The organism is Chryseobacterium defluvii (genome assembly GCF_003634775.1).
In the GTDB taxonomy this organism is placed as follows: Bacteria; Bacteroidota; Bacteroidia; order Flavobacteriales; family Weeksellaceae; genus Chryseobacterium; species Chryseobacterium defluvii.
The window spans coordinates 892,026-910,518 of record NZ_RBXB01000002.1 but is presented as its reverse complement, the minus strand read 5'-3'; the positions used below and the strand labels follow the sequence as shown (position 1 = coordinate 910,518).

Annotated in this window: 17 protein-coding genes; 12 read left to right on the top strand and 5 right to left on the bottom strand. The window is 36.9% G+C overall.

From position 1 onward, the window contains the following. Positions 1 to 93: 93 nt before the first annotated feature. Entirely contained in the window at positions 94 to 822 is a 729-nt protein-coding gene (locus BCF58_RS10935; RefSeq protein ID WP_121461811.1) for a TrmH family RNA methyltransferase, read from the bottom strand. Between BCF58_RS10935 and tamL the strand changes: the two genes are divergently transcribed. Further along, a complete protein-coding gene (gene tamL / locus BCF58_RS10930) occupies positions 808 to 3,408 on the top strand; it encodes a translocation and assembly module lipoprotein TamL (RefSeq protein WP_121461810.1) in 2,601 nt (866 codons plus the stop codon). The genes BCF58_RS10935 and tamL overlap by 15 nt on opposite strands. Here the strand turns inward: tamL and BCF58_RS10925 are convergent. Both BCF58_RS10925 and BCF58_RS10920 read right to left on the bottom strand, forming a co-directional pair. Then, on the bottom strand, positions 3,405 to 4,022 hold the full coding sequence (locus BCF58_RS10925; protein ID WP_121461809.1) for a SanA/YdcF family protein: 618 nt from the start codon (positions 4,020 to 4,022) through the stop codon (positions 3,405 to 3,407). The genes tamL and BCF58_RS10925 overlap by 4 nt on opposite strands. Beyond that, positions 4,019 to 5,143 carry a flavin reductase family protein gene (locus tag BCF58_RS10920; RefSeq protein ID WP_121461808.1) on the bottom strand — a complete coding sequence of 375 codons (1,125 nt, stop codon included), beginning with the start codon at positions 5,141 to 5,143 and terminating at the stop codon, positions 4,019 to 4,021. The genes BCF58_RS10925 and BCF58_RS10920 overlap by 4 nt, the downstream gene beginning before the upstream one ends. Before the next feature lie 32 nt (positions 5,144 to 5,175). Here BCF58_RS10920 and BCF58_RS10915 point away from each other — a divergent pair, with 32 nt between their 5' ends. The 11 genes from BCF58_RS10915 (at position 5,176) to BCF58_RS10865 (ending at position 15,747) form a co-directional block, all read left to right on the top strand. Continuing rightward, entirely contained in the window at positions 5,176 to 5,739 is a 564-nt protein-coding gene (locus tag BCF58_RS10915) for a TlpA family protein disulfide reductase (protein ID WP_121461807.1), read from the top strand. Positions 5,740 to 5,762: 23 nt separating this feature from the next. Continuing rightward, a complete protein-coding gene (locus BCF58_RS10910) occupies positions 5,763 to 6,734 on the top strand; it encodes a FecCD family ABC transporter permease (protein ID WP_185144835.1) in 972 nt (323 codons plus the stop codon). 54 nt (positions 6,735 to 6,788) lie between these two features. Next, positions 6,789 to 7,712, top strand: coding sequence for an ABC transporter ATP-binding protein (locus tag BCF58_RS10905; protein ID WP_121461805.1), 924 nt, complete (start codon positions 6,789 to 6,791; stop codon positions 7,710 to 7,712). A 165-nt stretch (positions 7,713 to 7,877) separates the two neighbouring features. Continuing rightward, entirely contained in the window at positions 7,878 to 8,327 is a 450-nt protein-coding gene (locus BCF58_RS10900; RefSeq protein ID WP_121462050.1) for a MarR family winged helix-turn-helix transcriptional regulator, read from the top strand. Positions 8,328 to 8,386: 59 nt separating this feature from the next. Next, entirely contained in the window at positions 8,387 to 10,780 is a 2,394-nt protein-coding gene (locus BCF58_RS10895) for a 3-hydroxyacyl-CoA dehydrogenase/enoyl-CoA hydratase family protein (protein ID WP_121461804.1), read from the top strand. Between the two features lie 49 nt (positions 10,781 to 10,829). Beyond that, a complete protein-coding gene (locus tag BCF58_RS10890; RefSeq protein WP_121461803.1) occupies positions 10,830 to 11,183 on the top strand; it encodes a four helix bundle protein in 354 nt (117 codons plus the stop codon). A 46-nt stretch (positions 11,184 to 11,229) separates the two neighbouring features. Further along, complete coding sequence (locus tag BCF58_RS10885) at positions 11,230 to 12,408, top strand: acetyl-CoA C-acyltransferase (RefSeq protein ID WP_121461802.1); 1,179 nt, start codon at positions 11,230 to 11,232, stop codon at positions 12,406 to 12,408. A 35-nt stretch (positions 12,409 to 12,443) separates the two neighbouring features. After that, positions 12,444 to 12,800 (top strand): four helix bundle protein, encoded by a 357-nt coding sequence (locus BCF58_RS10880; RefSeq protein WP_121461801.1) that lies wholly within the window; start codon positions 12,444 to 12,446, stop codon positions 12,798 to 12,800. A 52-nt stretch (positions 12,801 to 12,852) separates the two neighbouring features. Continuing rightward, positions 12,853 to 14,643 carry an acyl-CoA dehydrogenase family protein gene (locus tag BCF58_RS10875; RefSeq protein WP_121461800.1) on the top strand — a complete coding sequence of 597 codons (1,791 nt, stop codon included), beginning with the start codon at positions 12,853 to 12,855 and terminating at the stop codon, positions 14,641 to 14,643. A gap of 246 nt (positions 14,644 to 14,889) precedes the next feature. Continuing rightward, a complete protein-coding gene (locus tag BCF58_RS10870; protein ID WP_121461799.1) occupies positions 14,890 to 15,225 on the top strand; it encodes a YegP family protein in 336 nt (111 codons plus the stop codon). 75 nt (positions 15,226 to 15,300) lie between these two features. Further along, complete coding sequence (locus BCF58_RS10865) at positions 15,301 to 15,747, top strand: phosphohydrolase (RefSeq protein WP_185144834.1); 447 nt, start codon at positions 15,301 to 15,303, stop codon at positions 15,745 to 15,747. On the opposite strand, the gene BCF58_RS10860 is transcribed toward BCF58_RS10865, so the two are convergent. Together BCF58_RS10860 and BCF58_RS10855 are read right to left on the bottom strand one after the other, a co-directional pair. Beyond that, entirely contained in the window at positions 15,744 to 16,460 is a 717-nt protein-coding gene (locus tag BCF58_RS10860) for a DUF2490 domain-containing protein (RefSeq protein ID WP_121462049.1), read from the bottom strand. The genes BCF58_RS10865 and BCF58_RS10860 overlap by 4 nt on opposite strands. A gap of 52 nt (positions 16,461 to 16,512) precedes the next feature. Beyond that, on the bottom strand, positions 16,513 to 18,324 hold the full coding sequence (locus BCF58_RS10855) for a TonB-dependent receptor plug domain-containing protein (protein WP_121461797.1): 1,812 nt from the start codon (positions 18,322 to 18,324) through the stop codon (positions 16,513 to 16,515). Positions 18,325 to 18,493 lie beyond the last annotated feature (169 nt).

Genomic DNA, 18,493 nt, shown 5'->3' with positions numbered 1-18,493 from the left:
TTAGGAAAAGTAAATTACAGAACATTCAATCTTTAGTAATTGCTTGATAAATCTTCACCTTTATCATCAAATCTAACTTCTAACCTCTAATTTTTATTTTTGAGAAAACAACTGCCCTAAAATAATTCCTGCTGCCATAGAAACATTCAGACTCTCCGTAGATTGTGATTTTCCAAATCGGGGAATACTGATATTTTTCTGAAGCAGTTTTTCCGTTTCCGGGCGCATTCCGTTGCCTTCATTTCCTAAAATCAGGTTGATTTTTTCGGGTCTTTGGAAAGTGTAGATGTTCTCCCCTTCCATATCAGTTCCAATATTGATGTTTTCAGTTTCCGAAAGATATTCCACAAGATCACAGTACACCATATTCACCCTCGTAAAAGATCCCATACTGGCCTGTATCACTTTTGGATTATAAAAATCTACCGTATCATTACTACAGATAATTTGTTCGATTCCGAACCAGTCTGCCAAACGAATAATTGTTCCTAAATTCCCCGGGTCCTGAATTCCGTCCAATACCAGCTGAACATTCTGATCTTCCATTTTTTGCTCAGAATTGAGATGACAAACCGCTATGGAATCTTTCGGAGTCTTTAGAAAGCTTACTTTTTTCAACTCATTTTCAGAGACATGTGTAACCGGTACATCTGTACGGTCTAATTTTTGTGGATCAGTAGAAAATATTTCTTTAATTTTAAAGTTAGATTCAAAGAGTTCACAAATGATTTTATTACCTTCAACCAAAAACAAATTGTATTTTTGCCTGAACTTCTTTTTATCCAAAGACTGTAAAACTTTTATTGTATGAGCTGTAAGCATTATAAGAATTCTCCTCAAAAATATTATAAAATTATCTCATTTGCAACATTTGTTGGTCTCCTTTATGCTTGTAGCACTACGAAAAAGGTTCCGGACGGGGAATATCTGCTTACCAAAAACAATTTCGAGTTTGAAGATAAAAAACAGTTTTTTGATGATGAGCTGAAAAGTTATGTTCAGCAAAAACCCAACAAGAAACAGCTACTTTTCATGCCGGTAGGCCTGTGGTTCTACAATATGGCCAATCCAAAATACGACACCATCCTTAATGAATACATGACCTATCCCAGTGAAATGAGAGATCAGAAATTAAGAGATTCTCTTTTCCTGAAGTACAATATGAAAAGCAGCATCGGGAAAAACCTGTTCTGGGACAGATTATTTCATAGTTGGGGATCACCACCTGTAATTCTGGATCAGACAAGAACGGAAAAAGGAGCGGAATCTATTGATAAAAGGCTTACCTACAGAGGATATTGGGACGGACAGGTAAAGTTTAAACATGAATTGGATTCGGCTGCAAAAAAAGCGGCTGTAACTTATTATATTACTCACAATGATCCCACTTATATCAAGGATTATTATTATAATATTCCGGATGCCAATATTAAAGATCTCTACAAGCAAAAGCTTCATAGCAGTCTTATAAAATCCGGGCAGATTCTGGATCAGACCGTTCTGGAAAAAGAAGTGACAAGAATCAATGAGATGATGAGGGAAAGAGGGTATTACAAATTCAACAGTACCAATGAAGAAATTTATTTCGTTGCTGATTCACTGAAAAGCAGAAAGCAGGTTCCGCTTACGTTGGAAATTCACAAAGATTCTGCAGACAGTCCCTATAAAATTGCAACAATAGGCAATATAGACGTTGCTGTTGTTGATGAAATGGGCGACTATTCTAAAAATACTTTTAAAGACAGCTTACGGGGGATAAGATTTCACAAAGTGAATGAGCAGTATAAGACCAGAGCATTGTGGAGGGCCATTACCGTAGGACATAAACAAGTATACGATCAGAAAAAGCTGGATCTCACCAAAAGAAACCTCCTATCCATGAATAATTTCAGCATCCTGAAAGCGAAAGATTCATTGCGGAGAGGTGGCGATACTGCGCCTAACGACAGTATTATTGATGTAATGTATATCTTGAAACCGCTTCCTAAATATGAACTTAAGGTAGGAACGGATATTAACTATTCTCAATTACTGAATTTGGGAGTTTCTCCATCAGTGGATTTAACTACCCGGAATGTTTTTAACGGAGCAGAGAACCTTTCAACCAGCCTTTCGGGAACTTTCGGATCCATCAGAAGTACAAAAAATATAGACAAAAGAGTGTTGGCGTATGAAATTTCAGCACAGGCTGCCCTTAATTTCCCAAGACTTCTGTTACCGTTCGATTATTATAAATTATTACCTAAACGATATAGCCCTACTTCATCTATTGTTTTAGGAGCTTCCATCCAAAATAATATCGGCCTGGGAAGGGTGAATTTCAATACCGGACTGAATTATATGGCTACGGTAAATGATAAAGTATCCCACCGGCTTACTCTTTTCAATACGCAGTTGAGTTTAACCAAGAATAAGGATGCCTATTATGATTACTTTGTCAATGATGAGCAGGTAAGAAGTGAAATTTTCACTGATTATTTTGCCTATAATCCTGCAGCCGGACAGGCATTCAGTGCCGGACAAACGACTATTGACCAGGTTTCCCAACAAATTGTTTCAGATGCAGTATATCGCAGTAACCTTGATCAGCAGGGAACCGATCGTCTGACAGCATTTTTAGGAACACTGATCAACAAAGACAGACAGACACAGGATGTGATCATTTCATCCATGATCTATAATTTTGTATATAATGAAATTGGAAAAAAGGATTACCCTAATGCCTTTTATTTTAACGGAAAAGTTGAATTGGCGGGTAACATTTTAAGCGTTTTCAATCAAAAAAGAGATGAAGGAGGTGTCATCACAAACCCGCAAAGAACAATCTTCGGCATACCGTATGCCCAGTTTGTTAAATTTGATATTGATGTAAGAAAATATTTCAGATTCAACAGTAACCAAACATTAGTGCTTCGCCAGTTCATAGGAGTTGGGATTCCTTATGGAAATTCTTCTTCCATGCCTGTTATCCGTTCTTACTTTAACGGGGGTTCCAATGATATAAGAGCCTGGGTGGCCTTTGGAGGTCTTGGTCCTGCCGATTCTCAGGTTGATGAAAGAGTTCGTACCTACATGACGGACAATGTGAAGCTTACGACCAATATAGAATACAGGGTTCCTTTTAATGAAATGTATGAAGGGGCAATTTTTACAGACATTGGGAACACCTGGAGTCTTCGCAATTATAATGATGGATTTGGCGATGAGTTTAAATTCAATAGGTTCTTAAGGCAAGTGGGTATCGGTAGCGGATTCGGATTAAGAGTAAACGTTGCTTATATTACGTTAAGATTGGATCTGGCGTATAAAATTTATGACCCAAATAAACCGGATGGTGAAAAATGGAGATTTAAATATTTCCAGCCCTTCAAACCTACTTTGAATATTGCTTTCGGATATCCTTTCTAATCCGGGGATATTCCCAGTATGAAATAAACGACAGCAATCACTCTGGCAAGAATTTCCCGCGATTGATTTCTGTAGTAGCTTTCAGCTTTGCTTACATCCTGGGCATCAAACCCCAATGCATTCATATCATTGTTTCTGGCAAAAAACAATGCCCTCAGATTATGAAACCCCTGGGAAACAATAATGATATCATCTTTTTTATAAACATCCTTACAGCGCAATATACTTTTGTAGGTATTAAAACCTTTGGGGTCCTCTACAATAATATCTTCAGGAACTCCTTCCTGGTAGATCAGATATTTTTTCATGGCAGCGGGTTCGTTATATCCTTTGCTCTTTTCCCCACTGACAATGATTTGTTTTATTTTTCCATGATGATACAACAAAGCCGCTGCATCCATTCTTTTTGTAAAATACGGATTGGATAAGCCCGATCTCATTTTGGGCGAAGTACCTAATACAAGAGCGATTTCCCGGGGTGGTATTTTGGATATTTTGGTATACGTTCTACCGTTCGTAAGGGCAAAAACCCAGGCATTGGACAGGCATATCAACAGAATTCCGATTTCCATTGATAAAAATAAAAGGTTAAATATGTTTTTTACGATTCTCAAATGAGATCAAAGTTAAGCTTTATTTTCTTAGTTTTGGCAATTGACATGCAGGCTAAGATATGTCCCTGTTTTTCCTCTTTTTCTGTTAAATATTCATTTTCCAGCAATTCCACTTCCCCTTCTTCCAGAATACATTCACAGCTCCCACAAATCCCGGATTTGCAAGAATAAGGTACCGGAAATTTCTGAACCAGCAATTGCTGCAATATTTTTTCCGTGTTATCAGGGAGTTCAGTATGATATTCTTTTCCCAGCATTTTGAAATCCACCTCTACATTTTCAATCAATGGAAATTCTTTTTCGATAGGATAAATATCATTATTATATTCTTCAAAAAGCTCAAAATGAATATTTTTTTTTGGAATTCCATGATGATAACATGCATTTGCCAATGTCTTGATCATCTCTCCTTTTCCACAGATCAGCACTTCATCTACCGCATCCCAAATGGTGGATTCTTCATCCGTATCATCAAGGTGGAGAATCTGATTGATTATTAAATTCAATTTCTTTTCATCCAGTCTTCCGTAAAAAAACTGATCAGCCGTTTTCTCCTGTGAAAAGAAATAAAAAATCTGAAGCCTATTGCCACATGTCCTGGCAAGATTATCCAATAGCTCCCTATAAATCAGTTCCTCTGATCTTTTGTTTCCGAAAAACAGAAACAATCTTGTTCTGGGTTCATTATGAAGAATGTTCTTGAAATGGCTCAAAATAGGAGTAATTCCGATTCCACCGGCAAATGCAACGATTGTCCTGAATTCGCTCGGCTTTGAAACGAGCGTAAACCTTCCGCTCGGCTCACTCACCAATAATTCATCACCAACATTGTAATTGTTAAATAACTCAGCAGTTGCACCTTCAGGAGAACCAACCTTTATCCCCAAGCATATTTTTTTCTCATAAGGAGCCGAAGTCATTGAATAATCGTTAATAACCTCTTTTCCATGGGCCTGAAATTTCACACTCACAAACTGTCCGGCTTCAAACTTGAAATTCTCCTGCAGATTCCCTGGAATTTCAAACTCCAGAGAAAAAGTATTTTTGGTAAGTTCTTCCTTTTTCGCTATTTTTAACCAATGAAACTGTACCAGTTTCCCTTTATAGATTTGTTGTTCCATACTTCAATTCAAAAATAGATAAAAAATAATTTATGAAGAAGATAATTTTATCCACGCTTGTGCTGATTGCTCTTACGGGATGTAAAAAGGAAGGTCAGAGAACTGACGATACCACTCCACCTGCAGATTCAGCTGCTGTGGCACAAAACCCGGAGCCTGAAAGTACAGCTTACAGCAGTCCTGAAGCGTCTCCTGAAAAAGTAAGTCAGATTTTAGCCAAAAATAATGACACTCTATATGTTACTAATTTCTTTGCAACCTGGTGTGGTCCGTGTATGAGAGAGATTCCTCATTTTAAAGACAAAATGCAGGAGCTTCAAGGTAAACCTGTAAAATTTACCTTCATAAGCCTGGATGATAAATCTGAATGGAACGGTGCCGTTAAAAAATTCGCAGAAGAAAACAATCTTGCAGCCCATATTGTTTTGCTGGACGGACAGAAACTGGACCCTAATTTCTTCAAAAACAACTTTAAACAATGGGACGGAGGTTCCATTCCTTTCACCCATATCAGAAAAGGTGATAAAACGGATGAAACCCTGGGAATGATGTCAGAAGATTTGTTGGACTCTAAGATCAATTCCTTTCTAAAATAATATTACAGAATTCATTCTGAATAATGTCAAAAACATTTAAAATCCTATGTTTGGTATTCCTGATCGCTATCATTATTGCTGCGATTATCAATCTGAACACAGGATTTTTAACTTTAAATTTCAATGATTTTGTCCAGGACTCCGGAAACAGCCAGATTGCTGAGATCCGTATTAACAGGGTTTTGGTAATGCTTCTGGCAGGAATTTCCATTCCCACTTCCGGCTTTCTGATGCAGGAATATTTCCAGAATCCTCTGGCAGGGCCCGATATTTTAGGGATTACTTCTGTAGCCAGTTTATCAGTGGCATTTTATATATTCTTTTCCTCAGACATTCAGTTACCGGAATTTTTACAAAACAGTTTTCTCAGTATATCCGCTATTGGAGGAAGCTTACTGCTGATGTTGGTTTTGTTATCTATGTCTAATAAATTTCAGGACAAATCATACCTCATTATATTTGGGTTTCTAGTTTCTGCATTTGCGGGGGCATTTGTTTCTTTACTACAGCTCTATGCCGAAAATCAAAGTTTGAAAAACTATATTCTATGGTCATTCGGAGCCAATAATATGGTGACGAGAAACCAGATCTGGGTATTATCTTTATTAGTCCTTGCAGGATTATTTATTTGCTTTAGAACCATCAAGCCTTTGATAGGGAATTCATTAGGAAGCTCATATGCTCATAGCTTAGGGGTTAATTTGCAGCATCTGAAACTATTGATCATCACCGCATCTTCTCTGCTTTCAGCCTCCATTACGGCATTCCTGGGACCCATTTTATTTATAGGAATAATTGTACCCCACTTCTGCAGGCTGATCTATAATCCCGCCAAGTTATGGCAGCAGTGGATTTTGAACATGTTGTTAGGCATGTTGATCATGATTTTATTTTCCATTATTGCAGAGAAAACAATGATCCCTTTGAATGTAATAAGCTCTATATTTGGAATTCCTGTGATATTATTTATGCTTTTGAAACAGAATAAGGTTTGATGGAATGAATCAATTTCGATAACAAAAACTAACGAAATAAAATAAACAAAGTAAATGCACCTGCACGTCAAACAAGCCAATATTGGGTATACTAGCCGTCTAATTTCAAATGCCAATGCAGAGTTGAAATTGGGGGACGTGTGCTTGTTGATCGGTAATAACGGTGTAGGAAAAACCACTTTGATCAAATCTATTTTACATCAGATTCCTTTACTAAATGGGGAAATCTTGATTAATAATAAGAATGTAAAAGGTCTTTCGGTTAAAGAAATTGCCGAAAATATTGCCGTCGTTTTTTCTAAATCGATTGTTCCCCAGAATTATACGGTTGAAGACCTGATTTCTTTGGGAAAATATATTTACTATCCTTTTTATTTCGAATTGAAGAAGAAAGACAGGGATGAAGTTTCAGAAATCATCGAAGAACTGAATTTAGCTCAATATAAACACACATCCCTCAGAAACCTTTCAGATGGTAACCTTCAAAAAGCTTTTATCGGAAGAGCGTTAACCCAAAATTCACCGGTAATTATTTTGGATGAACCGACTACCCACCTGGATGAAAAAAATAAAATCATCATTCTCAAAACACTCCGGAAATTAGCTAAAGAACAGCAAAAACTTATTCTTTTTTCCTCCCATGACTGGCGATTAGCCAAAGAATTTGCAGATAAGATATGGTATATCAAAGACAATCAACTCTATTCCGGAATTGTTGAAGATATTCTTCTAGGACATAAAGAATTAACCAACGCCTCATTATTTCAGGTGAATGAAAACTTTGTTGCTCCCAAAATCTCAGCACCGGCTTTTCATAAGGAAATGTTGTATTCCTTACTTCAAAAAAACTTTCAAAAAGACCTTTCAGATTTTAGTTTTGAATTTCATAATGACTTTTGGGTGATTTCTGATAACAATTTAAAACACGAATGCGAATCTTTTGAAGAAATCATTAATTTCATTAAGAACATTCATTAATACTTAGTTTTCTTTAATTATATCACATACTATGCATGCATAATATTATGCTTATCATATAATTTAATCCATTTATTATCAGATGTTTAACAAAAATTAACGTAAATAAATGCTATGCATGCATAATATTTACTAAATTTGGATAAAACCATTACAAGAAAAATGATGGATAATAACAAGGATAAAATAGAAAACGTAGACTTAATTTTAAAGCAGACCTGGTTGTCTGTCTCGAAAATGTACTCTGATATGGCTCATGAGTACGATTCAACAGCCGTTCAGGCTCTTACACTTCTTAAAATAGATCCAAAGGAAGGTACAAGAAGTACAAACCTGGGACCTAAAATGGCTATTGAACCCACTTCTTTAACCAGAATCATCAAGCTTCTGGAAGATAACGGATATATCTATAAGGAAAAAACTACCACCGATAAACGTGAAGTGATCATTAAGCTTACCGAAAAAGGCTTAAACTCAAGAAACCTTTCAAAGGAAGTTGTAGTGAACTTCAACAAAAAAGTAATGGAAAGAATTCCTTCTGAGAAAATGGAAGTTTTCAAGGACGTTATGACTGAAATTATGAAAATTGCCAACGATCTAAACAACAGAAAATAAATTAAAATGAAACCGAAAGGTTCCATCTGACCAATTAACAAATAAATAATAATTTACAGATGAAAAGAAGAATCAAACATGTAACGGTTCTCGGTTCAGGAATTATGGGAAGCGGTATCGCAGCGCACTTTGCCAACATTGGCGTGGAAGTATCTTTGCTGGATATTGTTCCTTTTGAATTGACTGAGGCTGAACAGAAAAAAGGTTTGACAAAGGAACATAAAGCAGTAAGGAACAGAATTGCTGCCGAAAACTTTGAGAAATTGAAAAAAGCCAGCCCGGCTTTGCTCTATTCACAGAAATTTGCTGACAGAATTACAATCGGAAACTTTGATGACGATTTACCAAAAATAAAAGATACGGATTGGATTATTGAAGTGGTAGTGGAAAGACTCGATATTAAAAAATCCGTCTATGAAAAAATCGAACAGTTCAGAAAACCTGGTACATTAATTTCTTCTAATACCTCAGGAATTCCCATCCATCTATTAACGGAGGGAAGAAGTGAGGACTTTAAAAAATATTTTGCAGGAACACACTTCTTTAATCCTGTAAGATATCTTCCTCTTTTAGAGATCATCCCTACAAGCGATACAGATCCTGAAATTATAGATTTCTACATGAACTATGGAGCAAAATTCTTAGGTAAAACAACCGTTTTAGCTAAAGATACTCCTGCATTCATTGCCAACAGAATCGGAGTTTTCTCCATGATGGATTTGCTTCACAACGTTCAAAAATTAGGTTTGACGGTTTCCGATGTTGATAAATTAACCGGACCTGTTATCGGACGTCCAAAATCTGCTACATTCAGAACAGCAGATGTTGTAGGTCTGGATACATTGGTAATGGTTGCCAACGGAGTTCGTCAGAGCGGAGCGGAAGCCAATGATTTCAATGACGTATTTGCACTTCCTGGCTATATCCAGAAAATGGTAGATAATAAATGGCTGGGATCAAAAACAGAACAGGGATTCTATAAAAAAGTAAAAAATGCTGAGGGGAAATCTGAAATCCACGGATTGAACCTTGATACATTAGAATATGAGCTTCAGGGTAAATCATCCTTCCCTACACTGGAACTAACAAAAACTATTGACAAACCGATTGACAGATTCAAAGTTTTAATCGGCGGAAAAGATAAGGCAGGTGAATTATACAGAAAATCCTTAGGAGCATTATTCTCGTATGTTTCTCATAAAGTACCTGAAATCTCGGATGATATCTATAAAATTGATGATGCCATGAGAGCAGGTTTCGGCTGGGAAAACGGGCCTTTTGAAATCTGGGATGCCGTAGGGGTCCAAAAAGGTATTGAATTGGCTAAAGAAGCCGGCTACGAAGTTTCAGACTGGGTTAAAAATGTAGAGACCTTCTATAAGGTTAATGATGAAGGACAAAGCATTTACGTTGACAAAAGCTCAGGGCAATACAATAAAATTCCAGGCCAGGATGCCTTTATTATTTTAGATAATATCAGAAAAAACAAAACACTTTGGAGTAATTCAGGGGCTGCTATTGAGGATTTAGGCGATGGAATTATCAACTTCGAGATCCGTTCAAAAATGAACTCTCTTGGGGGTGAAGTGTTGGATGGACTCAACAGGGCTATTGATCTGGCTGAAAAAGAATATGACGGATTAGTTATTGGAAATCAGGGTGCGAATTTCTCTGTAGGAGCAAATTTAGCAATGATTTTAATGATGGCTATCGAGCAGGATTGGGATGATCTGAATATGGCGATCGCTTATTTTCAGAAATCGATGATGAGAGTTCGCTACTCCTCTATTCCTGTGGTGGTTGCTCCTCACGGAATGACATTAGGCGGAGGCTGCGAAATGACTATGCATGCCGACAGAGTGGTTGCCGCAGCAGAAACATATATCGGATTGGTAGAAACCGGAGTTGGTGTGATTCCCGGCGGTGGTGGAACAAAAGAATTGACACTGAGAACGTCAAGAGAATTCCATAATGATGATGTGAAAAACAACAGGCTTCGTGATGCCTTTATGAATATTGCAATGGGTAAAGTAGCAACTTCAGCTTATGAAGCTTATGATATGGGAATCCTTGAAAAAGGAAAAGATATCGTTTCCGTAAGCAAAAACAGACAGATCGCAGAAGCTAAAAAAATCGCAAAATTATTGGCAGAACAAGGATATACACAACCTATAGAACAGAAAGTAAAAGTTTTAGGTAAAGATGCTTTGGGAATGTTCTACGTAGGAACCGACCAGATGCTGACCGGAAATTATATTTCTGAGCATGACAAGAAAATTGCAGATAAATTAGCCAACGTAATGGTGGGAGGAAATCTTTCTGAACCTACTGTCGTTACGGAACAATACTTATTGAATCTTGAAAGAGAAACTTTCCTTCAGCTTTGCGGCGAAAGAAAAACGTTGGAGAGAATTCAGTACATGTTACAGAATGGAAAACCATTGAGAAACTAGATTATTCTGTAAAATGTAAAAAGTATTAACGTAAAAAATATTTTTTAGTATGCATGATTTCAGGCAATTGGAGGTTTGGAAAAAATCAATTCAACTTTGTAAAATGTATTATTTCTTTTCCAAAGAATTTCCAAAAGATGAATTATTTGGTCTTACTTCTCAATCAAGAAGATGTTTATACTCTATTCCTTCTAACATAGCTAAGGGAGCAGGAAGAGACACTAAGGCACAATTTTCACATTTTTTAAATATTGCATTGGGTTCTTCATTTGAGTTTGAAACTCAAATTACAATAGCAAAGGAATCTGAATTTTTTCCGGAAGACAGATTTCAGAAAACTCTTATTGAAATACAACATATTCAAAATATGATTATTAAACTGAAACAAGTTTATTCAAGTTAACACTTAAAATACATTGTACATTATACATTAATACATTATACAATTTATGAAAACAGCATATATAGTAAAGGGTTTCAGAACTGCCGTTGGAAAAGCTCCAAAAGGAAGTTTAAGATTTACAAGACCCGATGTAATGGCGGCTACAGTTATTGAAAAATTAATGGCTGAGCTTCCGCAATTAGACAAAAACAGGATTGACGACCTTATCGTAGGAAATGCAATGCCGGAAGCTGAGCAAGGCCTGAATGTTGCCCGTTTGATTTCACTGATGGGACTCAATACAGATAAAGTTCCGGGAGTTACGGTCAACAGATACTGTGCATCGGGAAGTGAAGCGATTGCGATTGCTTCTGCAAAAATTCAGGCAGGAATGGCAGATTGCATCATCGCAGGGGGTACAGAATCCATGTCTTATATCCCGATGGGTGGCTACAAACCGGTTCCTGAGACCGACATCGCCAAAACAAACCCTGATTATTACTGGGGAATGGGTTACACTGCCGAAGAAGTAGCCAAACAATATAAAATCACCAGAGAAGAACAGGATCAGTTTGCTTTTGAATCTCATATGAAGGCTTTAAAAGCGAATCAGGAAGGAAGATTTGCCAATCAGATTGTTCCAATTCCTGTTGAATATAATTTCCTGGATGAAAACCAGAAAATGCAGACTAAAAAATTTGATTTTTCTGTGGATGAAGGTCCAAGAGCAGATACCTCACTGGAAGGTCTTGCCAAATTAAAACCCGTATTCGCCAATGGCGGAAGTGTAACGGCCGGAAATTCATCTCAAATGAGTGACGGAGCCGCTTTCGTAATGGTTATGAGTGAAGAAATGGTAAAGGAACTAGGGCTACAACCCGAAGCAAGACTGGTAGCATATGCAGCAGCCGGGCTTGAGCCAAGAATCATGGGAATGGGACCCATTTATGCAATTCCAAAAGCTTTGAAACAAGCCGGTCTAGAATTAAAAGACATCGAATTAATCGAATTGAACGAAGCCTTTGCTTCTCAATCCGTTGCTATCAAAAAAGAATTAGGCCTGAATCCTGACATTCTCAATGTAAACGGAGGTGCTATTGCTTTGGGGCACCCTCTTGGATGTACCGGAACAAAGTTAACAGTTCAGCTTCTTGACGAAATGAGAAAACGCGGAAACAAGTACGGAATGGTTTCCATGTGTGTAGGAACAGGACAGGGAGCAGCTTCAATTTTCGAGCTTCTTTAATTAATTATAGATTTTAAATTATAAATTTTAGATGAATGAGTTTCAAAGAAGATAATTTAATTCAGATAAAAACATTTGAATTTGCTTTAAGAATAATTAAATTTTATACTGAATGTAAATCTCAAAATGAGTTTATTTTATCAAAACAAATTCTTCGTTGTGGAACTTCAATTGGCGCAAATGTAGAAGAAGCAATTGCTGCACAGTCTAAAAAAGATTTTATCGCAAAACTGTCAATTGCCAATAAAGAAGCAAGAGAAACAAAATATTGGTTAAGGCTTTATCAATCTTCGAATTTAGTTAGGATTGAAATAGATACTTATTTGAGAGACATTGAAAGCATCATTAATATTTTAACTAGAATCATTAAAACTTCATCTGAAAATTTATAACAGAGAATCAATAATTTATAATTTATAATCTAAAATTTAAAATAATAAAATAATGAGTGATACACTTAATAAAACACTAAAAGGAGGAGAATTCCTGATCAAAGAAATTCCTGCAAACGAAATCTTCTCTTTAGAAGAACTTTCGGAAGAACAAAAAATGCTTCGCGATTCTGCGAAAGAATTTATAGACCGTGAAGTTGTTCCGCAGCATGATCGTTTTGAGAAAAAAGACTATGCACTGACTGAAGAAAAAATGCGTCAACTTGGAGAAATGGGCCTTTTAGGCGTTGCTGTTCCGGAGGAATATGGCGGGCTTGGAATGGGATTCGTAAGCACCATGTTGGCTTGTGACTATGTTTCCGGAGGAAATGGTTCATTGGCAACAGCGTATGGAGCTCATACCGGAATCGGGACCCTTCCTACTCTTCTTTATGGAACCGAAGAGCTAAAAAAGAAATATCTGCCGGATTTGGCTACAGGAACAAAATTCGGTGCTTATTGCTTGACAGAGCCTGATGCCGGTTCTGATGCCAATTCAGGAAAAACAAGAGCCAGACTCTCTGAAGATGGAAAACATTACATCATCAACGGGCAAAAAATGTGGATTTCCAATGCCGGTTTTGCAGATACATTTACATTGTTTGCAAAAATTGATGATGATAAAAACATTACCGGTTTTGTGATTAACCGCTCAGAACTGGAAGATCCAAACAGTCTGACCTTAGGTGAGGAAGAGCATAAATTGGGAATCCGTTCATCTTCTACCCGTCAGGTTTTCTTCAATGACATGAAAGTTCCTGTAGAAAATATGCTGGGGGAAAGAAATAATGGTTTCAAAATCGCTTTAAACGCTTTGAATGTTGGTAGAATTAAATTAGCAGCGGCCAATCTTGACGGGCAAAGAAGAATTTTAAATCACTCTATTCAATATTCAAATGAGAGGAAACAGTTTGGCGTTTCTATCTCAACTTTCGGAGCCATCAGAAAGAAAATTGCGGAAATGGCGACAGGCATTTTCGTAAGTGAGGCCGGTTCTTACCGTTTGGCTAAAAATGTTGAAGATAAGATTGAAGAACTGGTTTCCGGAGGAATGGATCATCAACAGGCTGAATTAAAAGGTGTTGAGGAATTTGCGGTAGAAGCTTCCATTCTTAAAGTTTTCGTATCTGATCTTACTCAAACCACAGCTGATGAAGGAATCCAGATCTACGGTGGAATGGGATTCTCAGAAGATACTCCAATGGAATCTGCATGGAGAGATGCCCGAATTGGAAGAATCTATGAAGGGACCAACGAAATCAACAGATTATTAGCAGTTGGAATGTTGATTAAAAGAGCTATGAAAGGAGAATTGGATTTATTATCCCCTGCAATGGCCATCAGCAAAGAATTGATGGGAATTCCGTCATTTGAAGTTCCTGATTATTCTGCCTTCATGAGTGAGGAAAAAGCAATTATTGCAAATCTTAAGAAAGTTTTCTTAATGGTTTCAGGGGCAGCCCTTCAAAAATATATGATGGATATTGAGAAACAGCAACATTTACTATTGAATGCTTCTGAAATCCTCAACCAGATCTACATGGCGGAATCAACGGTCTTAAGAGTAGAAAAACACTTCTCAGCTGATTCTGTGGAAGCTGCAATGGCTCAGCTAAATCTTTACAGGGCTGTGGAAAAAATTATTGTAGCTGCCAAAGAAGGAATTGTTTCTTTCGCTGAAGGTGATGAGCAGAGAATGATGCTTTCCGGATTAAGAAGATTTACCAAATATACCAATCATCCGAATGTAGTAGCTTTAACTGAAAAAATTGCCGCTCATTATATTGAAAAAGGAACATATTAGTCTCTTTAAACATATAATTTGATTTTGAACGTCTCATTTTGAGACGTTTTTTTTATTTTCAATAATTTTTTTTTATTTTTATTAAAAATATTAAATGTAGAATGCTTTATGGATTTTTATTGTTGATTTTCCAGTAATGAAAAATAGGGTTTCAAAAAATCTGACTTGAAAACAAAAAATCCTGACAGTCTTTAAAAAACAGATATCCAAATAAAAGCTAAAAACCTTTAACTAAATATTAATATCATGGGAAAATTTATTATCTCTAAACGAACAAACGGTGATTTTCAGTTTAATCTTAAAGCGGGAAACGGACAAGTCATTTTAACCAGTCAGGGATACGGTTCCAAGACAGCGTGTGAAAACGGAATTGAATCTGTAAAAACCAATGCTCAGGATGATTCAAAATTTGAGCGAAAAACTGCTTCGGATAACAGATATTATTTCAATCTTAAAGCCGCTAACGGACAGGTAATAGGCAACAGCCAGATGTATGAATCTGAAAACGGCATGGAAAACGGAATTGAATCCGTAAAAAGCAATGCCCACCATGCATCCGTAGAAGATGAAACAAACTTGTAATATGTGAAAATATTGATACAAAAATGCCTCGAAATGTTGGGGCATTTTTTATTTTTGTAATCCATTGTGACCAGAATGACAAAAGAAGAATTACTCCATAAAGCAATAAAAATTGCTGACAAAGCACATAAAGGCCAGACTGACAAATACCATGCTCCCTACATTGCACATGTGATGAGGGTAATGGAATATGGTAAAACCATCGATGAAAAGATTGTGGGGGTGCTCCATGATGTGGTGGAAGATCATCCGGAAGAGTTCAGCCTCGAATTTCTCAGAACAGAAGGCTTCCCGGAATATATTTTATTCGCCATCAGCTGCCTTACCAAATTTGACCCGGAAGAGAACTATGACGATTTTGTAAAAAGAACAGAAAGATCTCCTTTGGCTGTCGCCGTAAAACTGAATGATCTTCGTGATAATATGGACCTCAGAAGAGTAAACCGGGAATTAACACCCAAAGACATCAAGAGATTCAACAAATACCTGAAAGCATACCGGTATTTGATTGAGAAATATTAGTCGGCTCCGGGGAAATCGTAAGTTTTTGTTTCGTGTTTGGTACCGTCTATATTGATGTTTAAAGCCAGATACACGAAGTGAAGGTTTTTGTTCCCTGCAGCTTCAAATTCTCTTTGCCAAAGATATCCCGTTGCCAATCCAAAGTTATCATCAATCTGATAGCCAATTCCACCATATACCCTGTTTCTCGCAAAAGTCGGTTTCATAGGGGTTACAAAGAAAACTTCGTCGTATACATTGGCAAACAAGGTCCCAGGTTCTACTTTTTGGGCATTTAAAGGAACGGTAATATTCAACCGGTAACGATATCTCATTCTCTGTGAGGTTTTATCCGTTTTTGGCTCATAAAACCAGCTCTTTTCTGCACGAAAACGGTTTTCAAATTTTACGATACCTTTTTTAATATCGATGACATCCTGTAACCAAACCCTGAATTCTTCCCTGCTTAAAGAGTGATTTTTGTAATTGGCGTATCTCCCAAGGCCTACAAATGGTTTATGATTTTTGGTAAGATTATATCCTAATCCTCCTTTAATTTCATAATAATCCGGATAAGTAAAATCCTCATTACCTCTTAACTGACCTTCTGCATATAGGAAAAATTTAGGATGAAACTTGTATGTTAAAGTCAGTGCATTGAAGCTGGAGATATGTTCTTGTGCTTTAAAAAATGTAATGGTAAGCAATAAGCTTAGGCTTAATACAAGTTTCATGAAAAAAAATTTTTGCAAAAATATAGGATTTAACAATTCGGTAATATTAAGTTTACTTAACATTAATATTATAAGAGAATCCTACATGGAACCATCTGTCAGGCATTTGAACCCCAAACGTTTCCGTATATTTCGTTCTCGTAACATTATTAATGAGTACATAGATTGAAAAGTCATTTTGAGTATAGCTTGTTTTCTGATCCAACAGGTTATAGCTTCCCAAATTCACCCTTTCATTATATCTGTAAATAAATTCATGAGTGAAATATTTCAGGAATCTGGTCTCCAGTTTAGCGACAAACTGATGCTTCAGATTATCCAATACATACCTCGACACTACTCCGTTCGATTCTTTAAAAGAAGTATCCAGATACGTATATCCGGCGGAATATGTTAACCAGTTAAAAACTTTGTGGTTCAGCTCCACTTCAATTCCCTTTGTATCTATTTCTCCTACGTTCTGAGCATACCAAACCTGATCTTCCAACGATTTTTTCACCCAATCGATAGAATTATTGGAATTTCTCATAAAACCGCTGACTTTGGCTAAAAGCTTTGCGTTCTGAAACTGATACCCTAATTCTGCTGAAACAGCATTTTCAGGAAGCAAATCGATATTCCCCTGTTCTGTTTTACTTGAATAATACAAATCCGTAAAAGTAGGTACACGATAGACTTTTGAAATATTTCCGTATAGCTTATTATTCTGGTCAAAGTTGTACCCTATATCCAATCCCGGGTAGAAAAAGTTTCCTTCCTTAGAATAATTAGCCCATGAAGCTCCGGGGGAAATATTCAGCCTGTTTTCCAGCAACGAGAAATGATGCTCAAAGAAAACCTGGGATACAAAGCGGTTTCTCTCCCCAAGGTTATTACTTGCCAAAAATTCTTTTCTCAGTTCAACCCCAAGCCCTGTTGTTCCCAGTCCCCAAGAATAACTGGAATTCACTTCTCCGCCCACATTATTACCAATATGCATATTTCTGTAGATTTCAGGTTTTTCCCTGTTATACAGATACATATCCTGTCCTCTTCTCCAATATATATTGGAATTAAATTTTAATTTTCCAAAATTTTGCTGATGGGCAAGACTTACAACAGAAGCCTGAGTTTCTTCATATTGTTCCGTTGCCTTAGGTGAAGCATAAAAACCATTGGCTCCGAATTTCTTTTCGGAAAATCCCGCCTGTAGTTTTAAATTGCCATTTTTAATATTCAGCCTGCTTTGATAAAATACATTCCTGATTTCATAATCGGTATTATGCATATATCCTTGAGAACTGTTGGAATTAGCCTGAAGCGAATTAGAAAACTTTTCGTTTCCAAGCTGGGCATTCAATCCGAATCCGTAAGTTTCATAATCTCCCCCTTCGGCGCTTATTCTTACTTTTTTGCCGGAATATGTTTTCGTGATAATATTGATTACTCCCGCATAGGCGTTTTGACCGAATCTTCTTGCCGCAGGACCTTTAATGACTTCGATCCGTTCTACATCTTCAAGATCCAAAGGAAGATTCAACGAATTATGCCCGGTCTGGGAATCATTCATTCGTATTCCGTTTAAAAGGAGAAGAACCTGCTCAAATGAGCTTCCCCGGAATCCTATATCACTTTGCACCCCGTTTGCACCTCTTCTTCTGATATCCATTCCCGGAATCTGCTGAAGAATTTCATCTATGCTTTTTGCGGGCGAGTTGGCGATTTCATCTTTAGTAATGACAGAAATATTCTGATTGGCACTTTTGTAAGGGGTGGAAACAAGCTTTCCCTGAACTTCTATGGTTTCAATATCGTCCGTTTTCTCCTGGGCATTCACAAAAAGTAAAGATCCCATAAAAAACACACTACCAATTCTTTTTAGCATATCCGATTATTTATTCTCAGTTGATTTTGAAAGAGTTTTTGCAGGTTCCAAAAGTAGTGGAGTTCGCCAAGACAGGCAAATGATTGTTATCATAAAAAAAGATGCAGCAAAAGCTACATCTTGTGTGGGAAACTGATTTAGTAATACTTTATCTTTTTCTCATTAAATG